This window comes from Methylopila turkensis (assembly GCF_027922325.1).
Classification (GTDB): domain Bacteria; phylum Pseudomonadota; class Alphaproteobacteria; order Rhizobiales; family Methylopilaceae; genus Methylopila; species Methylopila turkensis.
Genome location: NZ_BSFL01000003.1, coordinates 1024199 through 1040273, shown reverse-complemented (window position 1 = coordinate 1040273; position 16075 = coordinate 1024199). Strand labels below are relative to the sequence as shown.

Sequence of the window (16075 nt, the reverse complement as noted above, 5' to 3'; positions counted from 1 at the left end):
ATGAGCCCAGCGAATTCCTTACTGATCCAGCCTCTTCAGCTTGAGGCGCTGGAGGCGATCGCGTCCGGGACGCCGCTGAAGGATGTGGCGGACCTGCTGTGCCTGCGCGTCGAACGACTTGCGCCGGATGTCGTGTGCACGATCCTCGCGGTCGAGAACGGACTCCTGCGGACGCTTGCAAGCCCCAGTCTCCCGTCCGACGTCTCCCGCGCGTTCGACGGAGTGGCCATCGGCCCCCGGAAAGGTTCCTGCGGAACGGCCGCCTTCCGCGGTGAGGCCGTCGAAGTCCAGGACATCGCGTCCGATCCCTTGTGGGCCGACTACAAGTCGCTCGTGCTGCCGCTCGGCCTCCTGGCGTGCTGGTCGAGCCCAATCTTCGCCGCAGACGGCAGAGTGCGGGGGACCTTCGCGTTCTATTACCGCGCCAACCGGTCTCCGAACGAACTCGAGCGCGAGATCGTGCGTATGTGCGCGCATCTCTGCGCCATCGCGCTGAAGAACGAGGACGATCGCGCCCGCAACCTCTTCCTCGCCTGCAACGACGTCCTGACCGGCCTGCCGAACCGAGCGGGTTTCGACGCGATGATCGGCCAGCGGCTGGCGCCGGGGCAGGCGGCCTTCGGCCTGCTGCTGATCGACATCGACCATCTCAAGTCCGTCAACGACACCATGGGGCACGGTACCGGCGACGCCCTGATCCGCGGCGTCGCGAAGCGGATCGAGGAGGCGGCCCGCCCCGGTCGCGCGTGCCGCTTGAGCGGCGACGAATTCGCGGTGCTGATTGACGGAGCCGGCGACGACGCCGGGCTGCGGGCGTGCGCCGAGCGGATCATCGAGGCCGTGCGGGCGCCCATCGCGTGCGGCGAGCACCGGCTCGGGACCTACGTCACTATCGGCGGCGTCGTCGCCGGCGAGGATGGGCGCGACGCCGAAACGCTGCGCCAGAACGCCGACTTCGCGCTCTACCACGCCAAGGAGACGAACCGAGGGGGCTTCGTCCCGTTCGAGCAGGGTCTTCGGACAGCGATCACCCGGCGCCTCCGGACCATCGCAGACGTCGATGCGGCGCTCGGTGAGCGGCGCATTCTCGCCAACTACCAGCCGATCGTGAGGCTCGACACCGCCCAGATCGTAGGCCTCGAGGCGCTTGCGCGAATGAAGTCGCGCGAGGGCGTGATCGTCGACGCGAACGTGTTCGCGGCGGCGATGAGCGACTCCCGGCTGGCTTACGGGCTGACCGGGCGAATGCTGTCGGAAGTCGCGCGCGACGTGCGGAGCTGGCTCGACGCCGGCATCCCGTTCCAGCATGTCGGCGTCAACGTGACGACGGGCGACTTCCAGAAGGGCGATCTCGAGCAGCGCATCCTCGACGCCTTCGAGTTCGAAGGCGTGCCGCTCCGGCACGTGATCCTCGAGGTCAACGAGTCCGTCTTCATGGGCGGCGCGGACAAGATGGTGGCTCGAGCCGTGGAGAAGCTCCGCGCGCGGGGTCTGCTGGTGGCGCTGGACGATTTCGGCACCGGCTTCGCGTCACTGACCCATCTGATGGATTTCCCGGTCGACATCATCAAGATCGACAAATCGTTCGTCGATGGCATCACGCGCGACGGCCCCGGCAGCGCCATCGTGGGAGCCATCATCGACATCGCGGCCAAGATGAACATCCGGATCGTCGCTGAGGGCATCGAGACGGCGGAGCAGGCCGACCGCCTGCGCTCGATGGGCTGCGTTCTGGGGCAGGGTTACCATTACGCCCGGCCGGCCTCCGCCGCGGTCACCACCGATCTGCTGACCCGCTTCGCGCAGGGGGGCGTGGACGCGGGACGCCTCGGGCGGCGCCCGCGCAGGACGCGCAAGAGCTGACGCAGGCGGCCTGACACGCGGAAGGCGCCGGCCACGGGGACCGGCGCCTTTTAGCAGTGACGTCGCTGCGTCCGGCCGGACTCACCCCGCGAGCTTGAGCCCGCCGTTCGGGGTGCGGATCTCGATGTCGACCTCCAAGGTCGCCAACGTGTCCTTGGTGTCGGTGGTGATGCGCACCTTTTCCGGGTCGATCGCGATGTGCTTGGCGATCACCGCGAGAATCTCGTCCTTGAGCTGGGCGACGAGGTCGGTGCGGCCGAACACGGCGCGCTCGTGGGCGAGCAGGAGCTGCAGGCGCTCCCTCGCCGCCGGCGCCGACGAGCGCCGGGAGAAGAACCGCAAAACGCTCATGCCGCCCTCCGACCGAACAGATTGCCGAAGAAGCGCTTCTTCTCGCTCGGCACCGTCATCTCGATGGTCTCGCCGCGCAGACGTCGCGCCGCGTCGAGATAGGCGCGCGACGGGGCGGAGATCGGGTTCGCGAGCGTGACCGGCGAGCCAAGGTTCGAGGCCTTCAGCACTTCGGGGCTCTCGGGGATGATGCCGAGCAGCGGGATCGAGAGGATCTCGAGCACGTCGTCGACCTTCAGCATGTCGCCGCGCTCGGCCCGGATCGGGTCGTAGCGGGTGAGCAGCAGCAGCTTCTCGATGTGCTCGCCGCGCTCGGCCTTCTCGGTCTTCGAGTCGAGCAGGCCGATGATGCGGTCCGAGTCCCGCACCGAGGAGACTTCCGGGTTGGTGACGATCACCGCGAGGTCGGCGTGGCGCATGGCGAAATAGGCGCCGCGCTCGATGCCCGCCGGGCTGTCGCAGATGATCCAGTCGAAGCGCTCCTTGAGCTGGTTGATCACCCGCTCGACGCCCTCGGCGGTGAGGGCGTCCTTGTCGCGCGTCTGGCTCGCCGGCAGCAGGTAGAGGCTCTCCACCCGCTTGTCCTTGATCAGCGCCTGGTTCAGGTTCGCGTCGCCCTGCACCACGTTGATCAGGTCGTAAACCACGCGCCGCTCGGCCCCCATCACGAGGTCGAGGTTGCGCAGGCCGACGTCGAAGTCGATGACGACGACGCTCTGCCCGGTCTGGGCCAGGGCCGCGCCGAGAGCGGCGGTCGACGTGGTCTTGCCGACGCCTCCCTTGCCCGACGTGACGACCAGAACCTCTGCCATGTGTGTGTCTCCTTGGAACGGATGATCGCGCGGGTCGTCAGTCGAGCGCCGCGACGCGTAGGGTTTCGCCGTCGAGGCGGGCGAGAGCGGGCTTGCCCTTGAGCGCCGGGTCGAGCTCGTCGGTGGTCATGTAGACGCCGTCGATCGCGAGCAGCTCGGCGTCGAGCTTGCGGCAGAAGATGCGCGCCTTGGCGTCGCCGGCGGAGCCCGCGATCGCCCGACCGCGCAGCGCGCCGTAGACGTGGATGGAGCCGGCCGCGACGACCTCCGCGCCTGAGGCGACAGAGCCGCAGATCGTGACGTCGCCGTCCGGGAACGAGATGGTCTGGCCCGACCGCACCGGCTGGTCGATCACCAGCGATGTGGCCTTGCGCGCCGGGGCCTCCGGCGCCGAAAGGTCGCCTGCGGCGCGGCCGCCGATCGGCATGGCGAGATGGGCGTGGGCGCCCTCGAAATGGGTCGGCGCGACGCCCTCGACGCCGATCACGCGCACCTTGCGGGCCTCGAGCTCGGCGAGCAGGGCGGCCATCGCCCGCGGCGTTGGGCGCATGGCGGACAGGTCGAGCACCACCGGCCGGCCGCCGAAGAAGCCGGGCGAGCGGGCGGTGAGCTGGTCGAGCTCCGCCAGCCATTCGTCCGCCGGCGGTTCGGGCGCCAGCACCAGCGCCATGAACGACCGTCCGCGGAAGCGGATCGGGCGACGCTTGGTCTGGGAGGCGGTCTTGGGAACGATCTGCAGAGCGGCTTGCGACACGTGAGGAGCGCCCGGTGACGGAGGTTAAGTTAACGAAGCGTTGCTCCGACCAGTTGAGCGGCGCGTGGTTAACGACCCGTTAATCGACCGGCAAAATGTGCCGACCGTCCCCTGCGACCGTGCGTTCTGCGATATTTCCGGCGTCGGTGCCGCTCTCGACCGTGACCGCAGCGCCACGCTCCGGGCCCGCGCGGAGGCGAACCGGCCCGGCGATCGTTATTTTGGCAGTTTATTGGTATGGTCGGATCGAATCGGCGGCGACAGATCGAGTTGTCGATCGATCATATGAATCCGGTCCCCTGCGCCGGGGGACGCCGGTCCAAACCGGCGCGGCGCGGTCTGGACCGGATGCGGGCCTTCAAGGGGCCAAACGGGGATGAGGAAGATGCGGATGAGCATGAAGGCGGCGCTGCTGTCGAGCGCCGCGATGTGGTTCGCCGTCTGCCCGGGCGCGGCCTGGGCGGCGGATTTCGCGGTCGAGGCCGGGGCGAAGCCCGCTGTCGACGCGATCAACGGCAAGCTCGAAGGGTTCGGCGGCTGGGCCGACGGCCGATTCGGCCGCGACGGGTTCTCCGGCGGCGCGCTCGGCTCGCTGACGGTCCCGCTCGGCGATCGCTTCGGAGCCCAGATCGACGGCCTCGCGGCGGTCAAGGACGGCGACTTCGTCGGCGGCGGCGCGGGCCATCTGTTCACCCGCGATCCCGACCGCTTCCTGTTCGGCCTCTATGGCTCCGGCGTCGGCTTCGACGACCGCGTCAACAGCTGGAACGTCAAGATCGGCGCCGAGGGCGAGCTCTATTTCGACCGCTTCACGCTCTCGGCCGTGCTCGGCTACGAGCGTCTCGGCGGCGGCTCCGACCGGGTCGGCGCGCGCCGGATCGAGCGCGCGTCCAAGGGCGGCTCGTTCTTCGACTACGCCGACCTCAGCTATTACGTCACCGACGACTGGAAGGTCTCGGTCGGCCACCGCTACACCGGCCGCAAGCACGCGGCGGCGTTCGGGACCGAGGCCCGGCTGCCGTTCGGCGCCGTGCCGGTCTCGGCCTTCGTCGAGGGCCGCCTCGGCGAGGACGACTACAAGGCGGTCTGGGGCGGCCTGAAGGTCTATTTCGGCGGCGAGGACAAGCCGCTGATCGCCCGCCACCGCGAGAGCGATCCGCCGAACTGGCTGAAGGACGATCTGTTCTCCACCCGCACGAAGCGCCGCTCGCTGGGCGCCGCGCCGACACCGCCGACCGACCCGGAGCTGCCCTGCGGCTGCGGCGGCCCGTGCCCCTGCGGCCCGGAAACCTGAGTCCGGCATGAGGCGGGCGCTGCTCGCCTGGGAAGGCGGCGGCGGGCGCGGCCATCTCGTGACGCTGAAGACGGTCGCCGAAGCCCTCAGCGACCGCTTCGAGTTCGACGCCGCGCTCTGCCGGATGGACCATGCCGGCGAGATCGAGGCCTTGTGCGAACAGGTCTTCCCCGCCGCCTATCTCTGGCTGCGCGACGAGCCGCGGCGTTCGAGCGGAGTCGGCTGCGCCACCTGGGGCGAGTATCTCGGCGACATCGGCTTCCGCGACCAGGCCTTCCTCGCCCGGCAGATCGCCTGGTGGCAGGAGGTCATCCGCGTGCGGGAGATCTCGCTGGTGATCGGCGACTTCGCGCCCTGCGCGCTGCTCGCGGCGCGGGGGCTCGGCGTGCCGGCCTGCGGCGTCGGCACCGGCTACAGCTGCCCGCCGGCAGCGATGGCCGAGTTCCCGGTGCTGCTGGGCTCGCATCCGAAGCGCATCTACGACGAGGCCGAGATGCTCGCGGCGGTCAACGCCGCCGCGACGCCGCTCGGCGTGCCGGAGTTCGACCGGCTGCCGGCGATTTACGACTGCGACGACCAGCTCGTGCGCACGCTGCCGATGCTCGACCCCTATGTCGCCCACCGCGAGGGCGACCTGCTGCCGCCGGTCGCCGACGTGCCGGGCGGGATCTCCGACGGCGCGGGCGAGGAGGTCTTCGTTTATTTCTCGACCACCGAGCGCGCCAACCCGGCTCTGATGGAGGCGCTCGAGGATCTCGGCGCGCCGACCCGGCTGTTCATGCCCAACATTGCCGAGGACCTCGCCGCCCGGCTCGCCGCCCGCGGCGTCATCGTCGAGCGGGCGCCTGTTCCGGTCGACCTGATCGCGCGCCGGTCGCGGCTGATCCTGCACGCCGGCCAGCATGGAATCCTGTGCCTCGGCCTCGCCTGCGGCCTGCCGCAGGTGGCCGTGCCCCAGCACATGGAGCAGCTCTACCACGCGCGCCGCGCCGAGGAGGCTGGCGTGCTGCGCGTCGCGCTCCACCGGGAGATCGACGTCGCCGCCTTCCGCGATCTGGTGCGCGCCTGCCTCGCCGACGAGGAGATGGCGCGCCGCGCCCGTTCGCTCGCGCGCGACCTGCGGCCGCTGCTGACGCGCGACCCGCGGCGGCTGATCCGCCGCCGCGTGCTGGCCGCGGCGTGGTGAGGCGGTCGCCGCGCACAGCGTTGACGGCGCTTGGGGGCCGCGGTAGCGTCCTAGGGTTAAGTTGTCGTCTCGTTTATAATCGTCTGCATTGTGTCGTTACGACGTAAATTCGAAGGCAAGAGGGTTCAGATGCTGAACGTTCGACAGTATTTCGGGGGTTCGAACGCTCCGGCTGCGGAGCCGCCGGCCGCGCCCGTCGAAAAGCCTGCCGCCGCGCGCCCACGCGCCTACAACGCCGTCGTCGGCCAGCTCTACGCCCGGATCGACGAACTGCGCGCCAAGGCGCAGGACGGCGCGCTCTCCGCGGCCGACCTCGACGCGTTCGAGCATCAGGTCGCGCTGTTCGTCAGCAAATTCTCGTCCTACGCCACGATCAACACTAAGATGAAGGAAGACTACGACCGGCTGACGCTGGAGGCGATGAGCCGCCGTAGCGTGCCGGACGCCATCGCCTTCGACTACGCCTCTGCCGCCTCCGACCCGGCTGTCCGGCAGGCCGCCATCGACGCCTTCCGCGAGCATGGCGCGATCGTGCTGAAGTCGGCGATCGGCCACGATCACGTGGCGTCGATATCCACCGCGCTGCTCGACCTGCTGCAGAGCAACGCCGCCGACATCGCGCGGATGGAGTTCATCGACCGCGAGCTCTATTCGATCGACGGACAGGGCACCGCGGTGAAGGGCTACCGCGCCAAGGCGGACTACCCGAAGACGCTGATCAGCCAGCGCACCGGGCTCGACCGCGGTCTGGTCGACATCTTCAACATCGACTTCATGATGCCCGACGTCGGCAAGGCGCTGTCCGACGCCGTGCGCAGCCCGCTCGTGTTCGACGTGCTCAAGGGCTCGTTCGAGACGGTCGAGTTCGAGAACCTCAACATCTATTACAACAACGGCGTCACCGACACGCGCGGATTCCACGTCGACGCCTACACGCCCAAGGCCAAGATCTTCCTCTATCTCACCGACGTCGAGATCGAGGATGGGCCTTATTGCGTGGCGCTCGGCTCGCACAAGAACCTGCCGCTTCTGAAGCACAACCGGCGCGCCCACGGCATGGCTCCGTTCAAGGAGACCGACGTGATCTACACGCCCTCCGAAGGCGCCACGGCGTTCCGAGGGCTGAAGGGCGACGTCATCATTTCCTGCCAGCACGCCTCCCACCGCGGATATCCCCAGCAGGCGGGGCATGTCCGCATGATGGGCGTGCAGTCGGTGCGCATCGGCTGATGTTCGGGTGGCTGCGCAGCGGCGGGGATTTGTCCGCCGCCAAGAAGGTTCAAACGGGAGAGAAATCCATGTCCGTCGCCGCCGTCGAGCCGGCCCCTGCGCCGGCGGGTCCGGCTTTCGCCAAGCCTCGGGTGTCGGCGCAGGTTTCGCTGATGAAGTTCGGAGACCCCAACGCCTATTTCGCCGCCGGCGAATTCCTTGGGCCTGACAGCGTTGTCTATTCGATCGGCATCGGCGCCGACTTCTCGTTCGACACCGACATCGGCTCGCGCTTCGGCATCCCGACCTACGCCTTCGACCCCACGCCGCAGTCGGCTGCGCTGTATGCGACGCTTCCGAACCCCGGCAAGCTGCGCTTCATGAACGTGGCGGTGGGCGCGGCCGATGGCGAGTCCGTGTTCCAGGTCGTGAAGGACAAGAAGAACTACATGTCGGCCTACAGCGGCAAGGGCGCCGCCGACGTGCCGACCAAGGAGGTGCGCTTCAAGGTGCGATCCGTGCCGTCGCTGATGAAGCAGTTCAAGCACGGCCATATCGACCTGTTCCGGATCGACGCCGAGGGCGCGGAGTTCGCGGTGCTGCCGCATCTGTTCGCCAACAACATCTTCCCGACGCAGATCATGTTCGAGATCCACCCGACGCTGTTCGGCGTGTCCGACGGCGCTGAGGCGTTCAAGAGCGCCGAGGACCTCGTGGAACTGGTGCGCAGCAAGGGCTATGAGGTGATCCACGTCTCCCGGCGCGGCACCGAAATCTCCTTCGTCCGCTCCTACCTGCTGTAAGCGCGGCGGCCGCTCGGGCTCTGTCCGCCGCAAGATCGCGACTCCGCGCCCGGGCCCCGCCTGGGCGTCATCGTTTCAGGGTCCAGGTGCCGACGCCAAAACACAAGAGATCAGCTAAAAATCCTAAATAGGAAAATAAGCATTGACAGCGTGACGCTCGTCGGGTAGGTTTCTCCCATGCTCCACAGTTGCGCCCGAAGATGGCGACCGGGGAGGGAGGCCTGATGACGGAGGAGACGCCGCCCGGACGGCGGCCGGCGCCGCCGGCTTCCGCCGAGACCATCGCGGAGGCGCGCCGGCTGTTCGAGACCACCGAGCTGAAGCAGGTCGAGATCTGCAAGCGGGTCGGCCTCGCGCCGCCCTCGCTCAGCCGCATGATCCGGCGCGAGGGCTGGATGCGGCCCCACGCGCTCGCCCGGCGGCGCGAAACGGTGCGCGGCGTCCGCGCGAAGGTGGACGAGGCGCTCGAGCGGGTCGAGCCGTGGCTCGCCGGCGGCGGCGCGGAGCTCGCCGAGGCCGAGCGCGCGGCGAAGACGCTGGCGAGCCTGGTGCGGACGCTCCGGGAGCTCGCGCGCTACGACGCCGAACAGGCGACGAGGGACGGAGGCGCGGCTGACGATGACGCTCCCGCCGACCTCGACGCCCTCAGGGACGAGCTTGCGCGACGCCTTGCTCGCCTCAGAGCCGAAGCTGATTGAGCGCCTGCTCGCCACGCTGAGGCCGTCGCAGATCAGGGGTTTCGAGGCGCTGTGGGACGTGTGGGGCCGGCCGGACCAGACGCCGCCCGCCGGCGACGGCTGGACGACCTGGCTGATGCTCGGCGGCCGCGGCGCCGGCAAGACCCGCGCCGGCGCCGAATGGGTGCGCGGCATGGCCGCCGGCCGCGCCGGCTTCTCGGACGCTCCCGTCGGCCGCATCGCGCTGGTGGCGGAGACCTACGCCGACCTGCGCGAGGTGATGATCGACGGCGTCTCGGGCCTGCTCGCCGTGCATCCGCGCGCCGAGCGCCCGGCCTACGAGCCCAGCCGCCGACGGCTGACATGGCCGAACGGCGCGGTGGCGCAGGGGTTTTCGGCCGAGGACCCGGACGCGCTGCGCGGACCGCAGTTCGAGGCCGCCTGGTGCGACGAGATCGCCAAGTGGCGGCATGCGGAGGAGACCTGGGACATGCTGCAGTTCGGACTTCGGCTCGGCCGCCGCCCGCGGCAGGTGGCCACCACCACGCCGCGCGCCGCGCCCCTGATCAAGCGGCTGCTGGCCGACCCCGCCACCGTGACGAGCCGGGCGACGACGCGGATGAACGCCGCCAATCTCGCCCCGCGCTTTCTGGAGGCCGTGGTCGGGACCTACGCCGGCACGCGCCTCGGCCGGCAGGAGCTCGACGGCGAGCTGCTAGAGGAGCGCGAAGACGCGCTCTGGACCCGCGACGTGATCGAGCGCTCGCGCGTCAGGTCCATGCCGGCGCTGAAGCGCGTCGTCGTCGCGGTCGATCCGCCGGCCGGCGGCGGCAAGCGCTCGGACGCCTGCGGGCTGGTGGCGGCGGGGCTCGGCGAGGACGGCCGGGCCTATGTGCTCGCCGACGAGACCATCGCGGCGCCGCGCCCCGAGCTCTGGGCCGCGCGCGCCGCCGCGCTGTGGCGGCGGCTCGAGGCCGACGCGCTGGTGGCGGAGGTCAACCAGGGCGGCGAGATGGTGCGCGCCGTGATCGCGCAGGTCGATGCGGAGATCCCCGTCATCGCGGTGCGCGCCACACGCGGCAAATGGCTGAGGGCCGAACCGGTGGCGGCGCTCTACGCGCAGGGCCGCGTCGCCCATGCGGGCGCTTATCCGGAACTCGAAGACGAGATGGCCGCCTTCGGCCTCGACGGCCTCGCGAACGGCCGCAGCCCCGACCGCGTCGACGCCCTCGTCTGGGCGGTCTCGCATCTCATGCTGTCCGCACGGGGCAGGGGGCCGCGGGTGCTGGGATTGTAGCCGTCAGCGCGGCTCCCGCGTCGCCTTGTTCGGGTCGCGGTAGATGCCCTGGTTGAGCGACGGGTCGTCGGCCTTGTTCTCGGTCGCGCCTGCGGCGCCGGTTCCGTCGCGCCCCGCGGGGCGGCCGGCCGAGCCGCGCTCGAGGCCGCCGGGCGTGTCCGGGGCGGTCGCGCCTGTGCGCGCCGAGGGCGTCGCCCCGTTGGTCGAGCGCCCGGCGCCTGGCGACGACCCCGCCGCGGAGCCTCCGCCGGCGGACGAGCCGCCGCCGGAGGAGCCGCCGCTTTGGGCGACCGCGGGCGCGATGGCCGCCGCGATCGAGGCGGCGGCCAGGACGAGTGTAAACGGGCGCATGGCGGCCCTCCCTGCAATCGCATTCGAGCCGCCGGAGCGGCCGGTCGATCGCGGAACGCGAGGCGCCTCGTGATCGTTCCGGCCGCCGGAGCCGCGAAGACTCCGACGCCGGAGGCGTCACGCCTCGATGACGTAGACGATCTCGTAGGTGTCCGGATCGACGATGGCGATGGTGTCGTCGTCGGTCACGAAGTAGCTGTACTCCGCATATTCCGGCACGATCTCGACGATCCTCGGGGGCAGCCGCTCGATCGTGACTGACCGCGGCACAGAGACGCCGACCGAGACCGAGACGCCGCCGAGCGTGGACCGCGACACCCGCTTCACGCTGCTGCCGCCCGAAACGATCGTCTGGCGGATGGACGTGCGCTTCTCGCTGGTGATGTTGACGCTCGCCTTCGACGACGAGCGCTCGCCGGAGCGGCCGCCTTCGCGCGTCTCGGCCGAGCTTTCGCTGCGCGAGCGCTCACGGTCGCCCGACGTGGTCGACCGCGACCGCTCCTCGGCGCTTCCGCTGTCGCGCGCCGTCCCGGCGCGGTCCTTCGCCCGGTCTGGCGAGGTTTCGGTGGACCGGCCGCTGGGGTCGGCAGCTTTGTCGTCCGCGCGGGATTTGCGATCCGAAGCGCCGGCGGGATCGGACGGCGACCGGCTGTCCGGCCGCGCGCCGGAACCGGATTCCGACCTTGCGCCGCCCGAGCGCTCGGCGCCGCCCGCACGCTCCGAAGACGCGCCGCCCGATTCGCGGCTTCCGCCGCCCGAGGCGCCAGCGCCGGACGAACCGCCCATCTCGCGAGATTCGCCAGCGCTTGAACCGGATGCGCCGCCGCTCTCGCGGGCGCCCCCGGAGGAACCGCCAGCCCCGCTGGACGGGCTGCCGCTCGCGCCGCCCGCGCCACTTGACGCGCCGGACTCCATGCCGGCGCCGCCGCCGGAACGTTCCGACGCGCCGCCGCTGGACTGCGCCATGGCGCCCACCGGCACCATCGCGATCGCGATGGCGGCCACAGTGTTCAGAAGATTGGATTTCATCGCCTAGCCTCGTAAGTCTGCGAAAGCTCGCAGCCTTGAAGGCCCCTCGGTCGCATCAACGCGGCTTCGACTGATTTGTTCCGTATTACGGGAACGGACGGATCAGGAAGTACTGAATTTTATTTTGCAGTGCGGCATTGCTGGCGGATTTATATGAACCATGGGGCATGACCGGATGGCCTTCACGCTTGCAACGCTGTTCGGCCGCGCGCCGGAGCGGAAGTCCCACGGCTCCGGCCTCGTCGCCTTCTCCGGCGGCGGCCGGCCGCTCTGGAGCGCGCGCGACCCCGCGAGCCTTGCGCGGGAGGGGTATCAGCGGAACCCGGTCGCCCACCGGGCGGTGCGCATGGTGGCGGAAGCCGCGGGCGGCGTGCCGCTGGTGCTGGCGGAGGGCGGCCGCGAGCTCGACGCGCACCCGCTGCTGCGGCTGATGGCGCGGCCCAATCCGCGGCAGGGCCAGGCCGGCCTGATCGAGGCCGTGATCTCGAACCTGCTGATCGCGGGCAACGCCTACGTCGAGGCGGCCTCGGTCGAGGGCGAACCGCGCGAGCTGCACGTCCTGAGGCCGGACCGCATGCGCGTGATCGCCGGGCCGGATGGCTGGCCTGAAGCCTACGAGTACCGCGTCGGCGCCGAGGTCGCGCGCTTCGACCAGCGCGCCGAGCCGGTCGCGCCGATCCTGCACCTGACGCTGTTCCATCCGCTCGACGACCATTACGGCCTCAGCCCGCTGGAGCCGGCGGCGGCCGCGCTCGACCTGCACAACGCCGCGACCGCCTGGAACAAGGCGCTGCTCGACAACGCCGCGCGCCCCTCCGGCGCGTTGGTCTACAAGGGTCCGGACGGCGGCGGTCTGACCGACGACCAGGTGGAGCGGCTGAAGGAGGAACTGGAGGCCCAGTTCTCCGGCGCCGCCAACGCCGGCCGTCCGCTGCTGCTCGACGGCGGGCTCGACTGGAAGCCGCTGTCGCTCAGCCCGCAGGAGATGGACTTCCTCGCCGCCAAGAACGGCGCCGCGCGCGAGATCGCGCTCGCCTTCGGCGTTCCGCCGATGCTGCTCGGCATTCCGGGCGACGCGACCTACGCCAACTACCAGGAGGCGAACCGCGCGCTTTGGCGCCAGACGGTGATCCCGCTGCTCAACCGCGTGGCGCAGAGCCTCGCCGGCTGGCTTGGTCCCGCCTGGGGCGCCGAGCTCAGCCTCGCGCCCGACCTCGACGCCGTCGAGGCGCTCGGCCCCGAGCGTGAAGCGCTGTCGCGCCGCGTGACCGAGGCGGACTTCCTCAGCGTCGACGAGAAGCGCGCCGCGGTGGGGTACGGCGCGGAGGAGTGAGAGCCGGACTCGCCGAAGCAGTTGCATGCGGCATATCATATGATATGGTCTGACGTATCAGAGGAGGCGGCCGTTGGACCGGGCTGCAGTCGCTCAGGCTCCGCTCGAGGCGGACGCGAAGGACAGAACCGCGACGATCGTCAAGGCGGTCGTGCGCGCCTGCGCCTTCTGGGAGCTGACCAACCGCGAGGCGGCGGACCTGTTCGACGTGCCGATCGCGACGTGGAGCCGGATGAAGGCCGGGCAGTTCCAGGGTCGGCTCGACCATGACAAGATCACGCGGGCGAGCCTGATCGTCGGCATCTTCAAGGCGCTGCGGCTGCTGTTCAACGGCGAGATGGTCGGCGGCTGGCCCAAGAGCCCGAACGCGGGCCCGCTGTTCCGGGGCCGGACGCCGGTCGCCGCGATGATCGAAGGCGGCATCCCCGCGATGCTGAGGACGCGCCGCTACCTCGACGGCCTGCGCGGCGGCCTGTGATCCCGGAGATCGACTTTGTCGAGGGCCGCACCGTCCGCCTCGTGCCGACGCCGTACATCGACGAGCCGGCCGTCGCGCCGCTCGCCGACGACTCCGAGGAGCAGGCGATCCTGAACGAGCTGGAGGGGCTGACCTCCGCCCGCCTGTCCGTCGCAGCGCTGCCGATCGGCGTCGAACCGTCGGAGCTGCTGACCGAGGCCTATGGTTACGGCTGGACCTATGTGAACGCCGCCTTCTGCCACGCCAAACCGCCGGGCAACCGCTTCAACGACGAGGACCGGGCTGCTGGTACGCGGCCTTCGGCCCGGATGACGCGGCGACGGCCGAGGCGGAGGTCACGTTCCACATGGCGAACGCGCTGCGCGAGGCGGGCGCGACGAGCGAGTTTGTATCCTACCGACAGGTTCTGGCGTCGTTCGCGTCCCGGTTCCACGATCTGCGGGCGGAGCCGTATCACCCGGCTCTCGCGCCGGATCCGTCCGTCGGCTACCTCGCCGGCCAGGCGCTGGCGCTGTCGATCAGGGCGGCCGGGGGCGCGGGAGTGCTTTATCCCTCGGTGCGCTTCGCCGGCGGCTTCTGCCTCGCCGCGTTCCGGCCTTCGGTCGTCCAGAACGTGCGGCCGGGGGAGCAGGTGGGCTTCCGCTGGGACGGATCGCGCATGACCAAGGTCGCCTGAGCGCGTTCCGCGCCCGATGACGCCAACCCCGCTCCGGCGGGGTTTTTCATGTTCCCCGCGTGTTCCGCGCGTCTCCCGTTCCCGAAGGTCCGCCCATGCCCGAAACGCTTCTCCGGCGGGTCGTCGCCCCGTCGCGCCCGCCGCGCGCGTTTGCGCCGGAGCGGAAGCGGCTGCCGTTCGCGGCGGCCGTGGCGGCCGACGGGCGGATCGAGGGCTACGCCAGCCTGTTTGGCGTCGTCGATCTCGGCCGCGACCGGGTCGAGCGCGGCGCCTTCGCGGCGAGCCTGAAGGCGCGCGGCGCTTCCGGCGTGCGCTTCCTGTTCCAGCACGATCCGGCCGAGCCGATCGGCGCCTGGGAGGGGATCGCCGAGGACGAGCGGGGTTTGCGGGTCGCGGGCCGGCTGAACCTCGCCGTCGCCCGCGCCCGCGAGCTGCACGCGCTGCTGCTGCAGGGCGCGCTCGACGGCCTGTCGATCGGCTTCCGTCCCGTCCGCGCCGTCCGCTCCGCCGGCGGCGTGCGCCGCCTGATCGAGGTCGATCTCTGGGAGGTCTCGATTGTGACCTTCCCGATGCTGCCCGACGCCCGCGTCGCGAGCGTCAAGCGCGCCGGCCTGTCGCCCGCGCGTCCGTTCCTGCGCTTTCCGTTCCATCCCGCCGCCGGAGCGCGGCGTCACGCCCGAGGCTGAACATGATGACCGAGCTTTCCCTGCGCTCCCCCGAGACCAAGGCGGCCGAGGCCGCGCCCTCGAGTCTCGAGGTGGTGACCGCCTTCGACGACTTCATGCGCGCCTTCGAGGCGTTCCGGGAGACCAATGACGAGCGGCTCGCTGAGATCGAGGCCAGGCTGTCGCCCGACGTCGTGACGAGCGAGAAGCTGTCGCGGCTCGACGACGCGCTCGACCGCCAGCAGAAGCTGCTCGACGATCTCGCGCTGAAGGGCCGCCGGCCGGCGCTCGCCGCGGGCGAGGGGCCCTCGGCCGTAGCCGGGCGCGAGCGCAAGACGGCGTTCGACGCCTATGTCCGGCGCGGCGCCGCCGCCTCGCTGCGCGGGCTCGAATCCAAGGCGCTCATCGCCGGGACCGACGGCCAGGGCGGCTATCTCGTGCCTGACGAGACCGAGCGCGAGATCGGCCGCCGCCTCGCGAAGGTCTCGCCGATCCGCGCCATCGCCACGGTGCGCGCCTCGACCGCGTCGGTGTTCCGCAAGCCGTTCGCGACCGAGGGCTTCGCCTCCGGCTGGGCGGCGGAGACGGCCGCTCGCGCCCAGTCCGCGACGCCCGCGCTCGACGAGCCCGCCTTCCCGGCGATGGAGCTGTTCGCGATGCCGGCCGCGACCCAGACCCTGCTCGACGACGCCGCGGTCGACCTCGACCAGTGGATCGCCGAGGAGGTCGAGACCGCCTTCGCCGAGCAGGAGAGCGTCGCCTTCGTCACCGGCGACGGCGCCACCCGGCCGCAGGGTTTCCTCACCCCGCCGGCGGTGGCGAACGCCAGCTGGAGCTGGGGCAGCATCGGCTATGTCGCCACCGGCGCCGCCGGCGCCTTCGCGGCCTCGAACCCCTCCGACCGGCTGCTGGACCTAGTCTACGCCCTGCGCGCGGGCTACCGCCGCAACGCCCATTTCGTGATGAACCGGCGCACCCAGGCGGCGGTCCGCAAGCTGAAGGACGGCGACGGCCGTTACCTGTGGGAGCCGCCCGCGACCGCCGGCGCCGAGGCCACTCTGATGGGCTTCCCGCTGGTGGAGGCCGAGGCCATGCCGGACATCGCCGCGGACGCCCACGCCATCGCCTTCGGCGACTTCCGCCGCGGCTATCTGGTGGTGGACCGCGTCGGCGTGCGCATCCTGCGCGATCCCTTCACCTCCAAGCCCTACGTGCTGTTCTACACCACCAAGCGGGTCGGCGGCGGCGTGCAGGACTTCGACGCCATCAAGACCCTCCGCTTCGCCGCGAGCTGAGG

Annotated in this window: 18 protein-coding genes; 13 read left to right on the top strand and 5 right to left on the bottom strand. The window is 70.7% G+C overall.

Annotated elements, in window-relative coordinates:
- Positions 1-1863, top strand: coding sequence for a bifunctional diguanylate cyclase/phosphodiesterase (locus PKE78_RS16105; RefSeq protein ID WP_271201915.1), 1863 nt, complete (start codon positions 1-3; stop codon positions 1861-1863).
- An 81-nt stretch (positions 1864-1944) separates the two neighbouring features.
- Here the strand turns inward: PKE78_RS16105 and minE are convergent, their stop codons facing one another.
- Genes minE through minC form a run of 3 tightly spaced genes read right to left on the bottom strand, consistent with a single transcriptional unit; the run spans position 1945 to position 3780 of the window.
- Positions 1945-2214, bottom strand: coding sequence for a cell division topological specificity factor MinE (minE, locus tag PKE78_RS16100; protein ID WP_271201914.1), 270 nt, complete (start codon positions 2212-2214; stop codon positions 1945-1947).
- On the bottom strand, positions 2211-3026 hold the full coding sequence (minD, locus tag PKE78_RS16095; RefSeq protein ID WP_271201913.1) for a septum site-determining protein MinD: 816 nt from the start codon (positions 3024-3026) through the stop codon (positions 2211-2213). The genes minE and minD overlap by 4 nt, the downstream gene beginning before the upstream one ends.
- A 37-nt stretch (positions 3027-3063) precedes the next feature.
- On the bottom strand, positions 3064-3780 hold the full coding sequence (gene minC, locus PKE78_RS16090) for a septum site-determining protein MinC (RefSeq protein ID WP_271201912.1): 717 nt from the start codon (positions 3778-3780) through the stop codon (positions 3064-3066).
- Positions 3781-4171: 391 nt separating this feature from the next.
- On the opposite strand from minC, the gene PKE78_RS16085 reads away from it, so the two are divergent.
- The 6 genes from PKE78_RS16085 to PKE78_RS16060 all read left to right on the top strand — a co-directional run bounded on the left by PKE78_RS16085 (position 4172) and on the right by PKE78_RS16060 (position 10246).
- Entirely contained in the window at positions 4172-5074 is a 903-nt protein-coding gene (locus PKE78_RS16085; protein WP_271201911.1) for a hypothetical protein, read from the top strand.
- 7 nt (positions 5075-5081) lie between these two features.
- Positions 5082-6260: a glycosyltransferase gene (locus PKE78_RS16080; protein WP_271201910.1), complete on the top strand. Its 1179-nt coding sequence runs from the start codon at positions 5082-5084 to the stop codon at positions 6258-6260.
- A 129-nt stretch (positions 6261-6389) separates the two neighbouring features.
- Positions 6390-7490 carry a phytanoyl-CoA dioxygenase family protein gene (locus PKE78_RS16075; protein ID WP_271201909.1) on the top strand — a complete coding sequence of 367 codons (1101 nt, stop codon included), beginning with the start codon at positions 6390-6392 and terminating at the stop codon, positions 7488-7490.
- Positions 7491-7558: 68 nt separating this feature from the next.
- Entirely contained in the window at positions 7559-8272 is a 714-nt protein-coding gene (locus PKE78_RS16070; RefSeq protein ID WP_271201908.1) for an FkbM family methyltransferase, read from the top strand.
- A 224-nt stretch (positions 8273-8496) separates the two neighbouring features.
- Positions 8497-8970, top strand: coding sequence for a hypothetical protein (locus tag PKE78_RS16065; RefSeq protein ID WP_271201907.1), 474 nt, complete (start codon positions 8497-8499; stop codon positions 8968-8970).
- Positions 8891-10246, top strand: a complete 1356-nt coding sequence (locus PKE78_RS16060) for a DNA-packaging protein (protein WP_428981279.1) — start codon at positions 8891-8893, stop codon at positions 10244-10246. Before PKE78_RS16065 ends, PKE78_RS16060 begins: the two co-directional genes overlap by 80 nt.
- Positions 10247-10249: 3 nt before the next feature.
- Here the strand turns inward: PKE78_RS16060 and PKE78_RS16055 are convergent, their stop codons facing one another.
- Both PKE78_RS16055 and PKE78_RS16050 read right to left on the bottom strand, forming a co-directional pair.
- Positions 10250-10597: a hypothetical protein gene (locus PKE78_RS16055; protein ID WP_271201906.1), complete on the bottom strand. Its 348-nt coding sequence runs from the start codon at positions 10595-10597 to the stop codon at positions 10250-10252.
- A gap of 117 nt (positions 10598-10714) precedes the next feature.
- Positions 10715-10924, bottom strand: a complete 210-nt coding sequence (locus PKE78_RS16050) for a DUF1236 domain-containing protein (RefSeq protein WP_271201905.1) — start codon at positions 10922-10924, stop codon at positions 10715-10717.
- Here PKE78_RS16050 and PKE78_RS16045 point away from each other — a divergent pair.
- The 6 genes from PKE78_RS16045 to PKE78_RS16020 all read left to right on the top strand — a co-directional run bounded on the left by PKE78_RS16045 (position 10902) and on the right by PKE78_RS16020 (position 16073).
- On the top strand, positions 10902-11633 hold the full coding sequence (locus PKE78_RS16045) for a hypothetical protein (protein WP_271201904.1): 732 nt from the start codon (positions 10902-10904) through the stop codon (positions 11631-11633). The genes PKE78_RS16050 and PKE78_RS16045 overlap by 23 nt on opposite strands.
- Before the next feature lie 153 nt (positions 11634-11786).
- Entirely contained in the window at positions 11787-12959 is a 1173-nt protein-coding gene (locus PKE78_RS16040) for a phage portal protein (protein WP_271201903.1), read from the top strand.
- Between the two features lie 73 nt (positions 12960-13032).
- Positions 13033-13437, top strand: a complete 405-nt coding sequence (locus PKE78_RS16035) for an antitoxin Xre-like helix-turn-helix domain-containing protein (RefSeq protein ID WP_271201902.1) — start codon at positions 13033-13035, stop codon at positions 13435-13437.
- Between the two features lie 211 nt (positions 13438-13648).
- Positions 13649-14113, top strand: a complete 465-nt coding sequence (locus PKE78_RS16030) for an RES family NAD+ phosphorylase (RefSeq protein ID WP_309299117.1) — start codon at positions 13649-13651, stop codon at positions 14111-14113.
- Between the two features lie 95 nt (positions 14114-14208).
- On the top strand, positions 14209-14799 hold the full coding sequence (locus PKE78_RS16025; protein WP_271201901.1) for an HK97 family phage prohead protease: 591 nt from the start codon (positions 14209-14211) through the stop codon (positions 14797-14799).
- 5 nt (positions 14800-14804) lie between these two features.
- Positions 14805-16073, top strand: coding sequence for a phage major capsid protein (locus PKE78_RS16020; protein WP_271201900.1), 1269 nt, complete (start codon positions 14805-14807; stop codon positions 16071-16073).
- Positions 16074-16075: the final 2 nt, after the last annotated feature.

What these genes read in the sequence shown, in the direction of transcription:
- PKE78_RS16105 (WP_271201915.1), top strand. Translation starts at nt 1, where the DNA reads ATGAGCCCAGCGAATTCCTTACTGATCCAGCCTCTTCAGCTTGAGGCG.
- minE (WP_271201914.1), bottom strand. Translation starts at nt 2,214, where the DNA reads ATGAGCGTTTTGCGGTTCTTCTCCCGGCGCTCGTCGGCGCCGGCGGCG.
- minD (WP_271201913.1), bottom strand. Translation starts at nt 3,026, where the DNA reads ATGGCAGAGGTTCTGGTCGTCACGTCGGGCAAGGGAGGCGTCGGCAAG.
- PKE78_RS16085 (WP_271201911.1), top strand. Translation starts at nt 4,172, where the DNA reads ATGAGCATGAAGGCGGCGCTGCTGTCGAGCGCCGCGATGTGGTTCGCC.
- PKE78_RS16080 (WP_271201910.1), top strand. Translation starts at nt 5,082, where the DNA reads ATGAGGCGGGCGCTGCTCGCCTGGGAAGGCGGCGGCGGGCGCGGCCAT.
- PKE78_RS16075 (WP_271201909.1), top strand. Translation starts at nt 6,390, where the DNA reads ATGCTGAACGTTCGACAGTATTTCGGGGGTTCGAACGCTCCGGCTGCG.
- PKE78_RS16070 (WP_271201908.1), top strand. Translation starts at nt 7,559, where the DNA reads ATGTCCGTCGCCGCCGTCGAGCCGGCCCCTGCGCCGGCGGGTCCGGCT.
- PKE78_RS16065 (WP_271201907.1), top strand. Translation starts at nt 8,497, where the DNA reads ATGACGGAGGAGACGCCGCCCGGACGGCGGCCGGCGCCGCCGGCTTCC.
- PKE78_RS16060 (WP_428981279.1), top strand. Translation starts at nt 8,891, where the DNA reads ATGACGCTCCCGCCGACCTCGACGCCCTCAGGGACGAGCTTGCGCGAC.
- PKE78_RS16055 (WP_271201906.1), bottom strand. Translation starts at nt 10,597, where the DNA reads ATGCGCCCGTTTACACTCGTCCTGGCCGCCGCCTCGATCGCGGCGGCC.
- PKE78_RS16040 (WP_271201903.1), top strand. Translation starts at nt 11,787, where the DNA reads ATGGGGCATGACCGGATGGCCTTCACGCTTGCAACGCTGTTCGGCCGC.
- PKE78_RS16025 (WP_271201901.1), top strand. Translation starts at nt 14,209, where the DNA reads ATGCCCGAAACGCTTCTCCGGCGGGTCGTCGCCCCGTCGCGCCCGCCG.
- PKE78_RS16020 (WP_271201900.1), top strand. Translation starts at nt 14,805, where the DNA reads ATGACCGAGCTTTCCCTGCGCTCCCCCGAGACCAAGGCGGCCGAGGCC.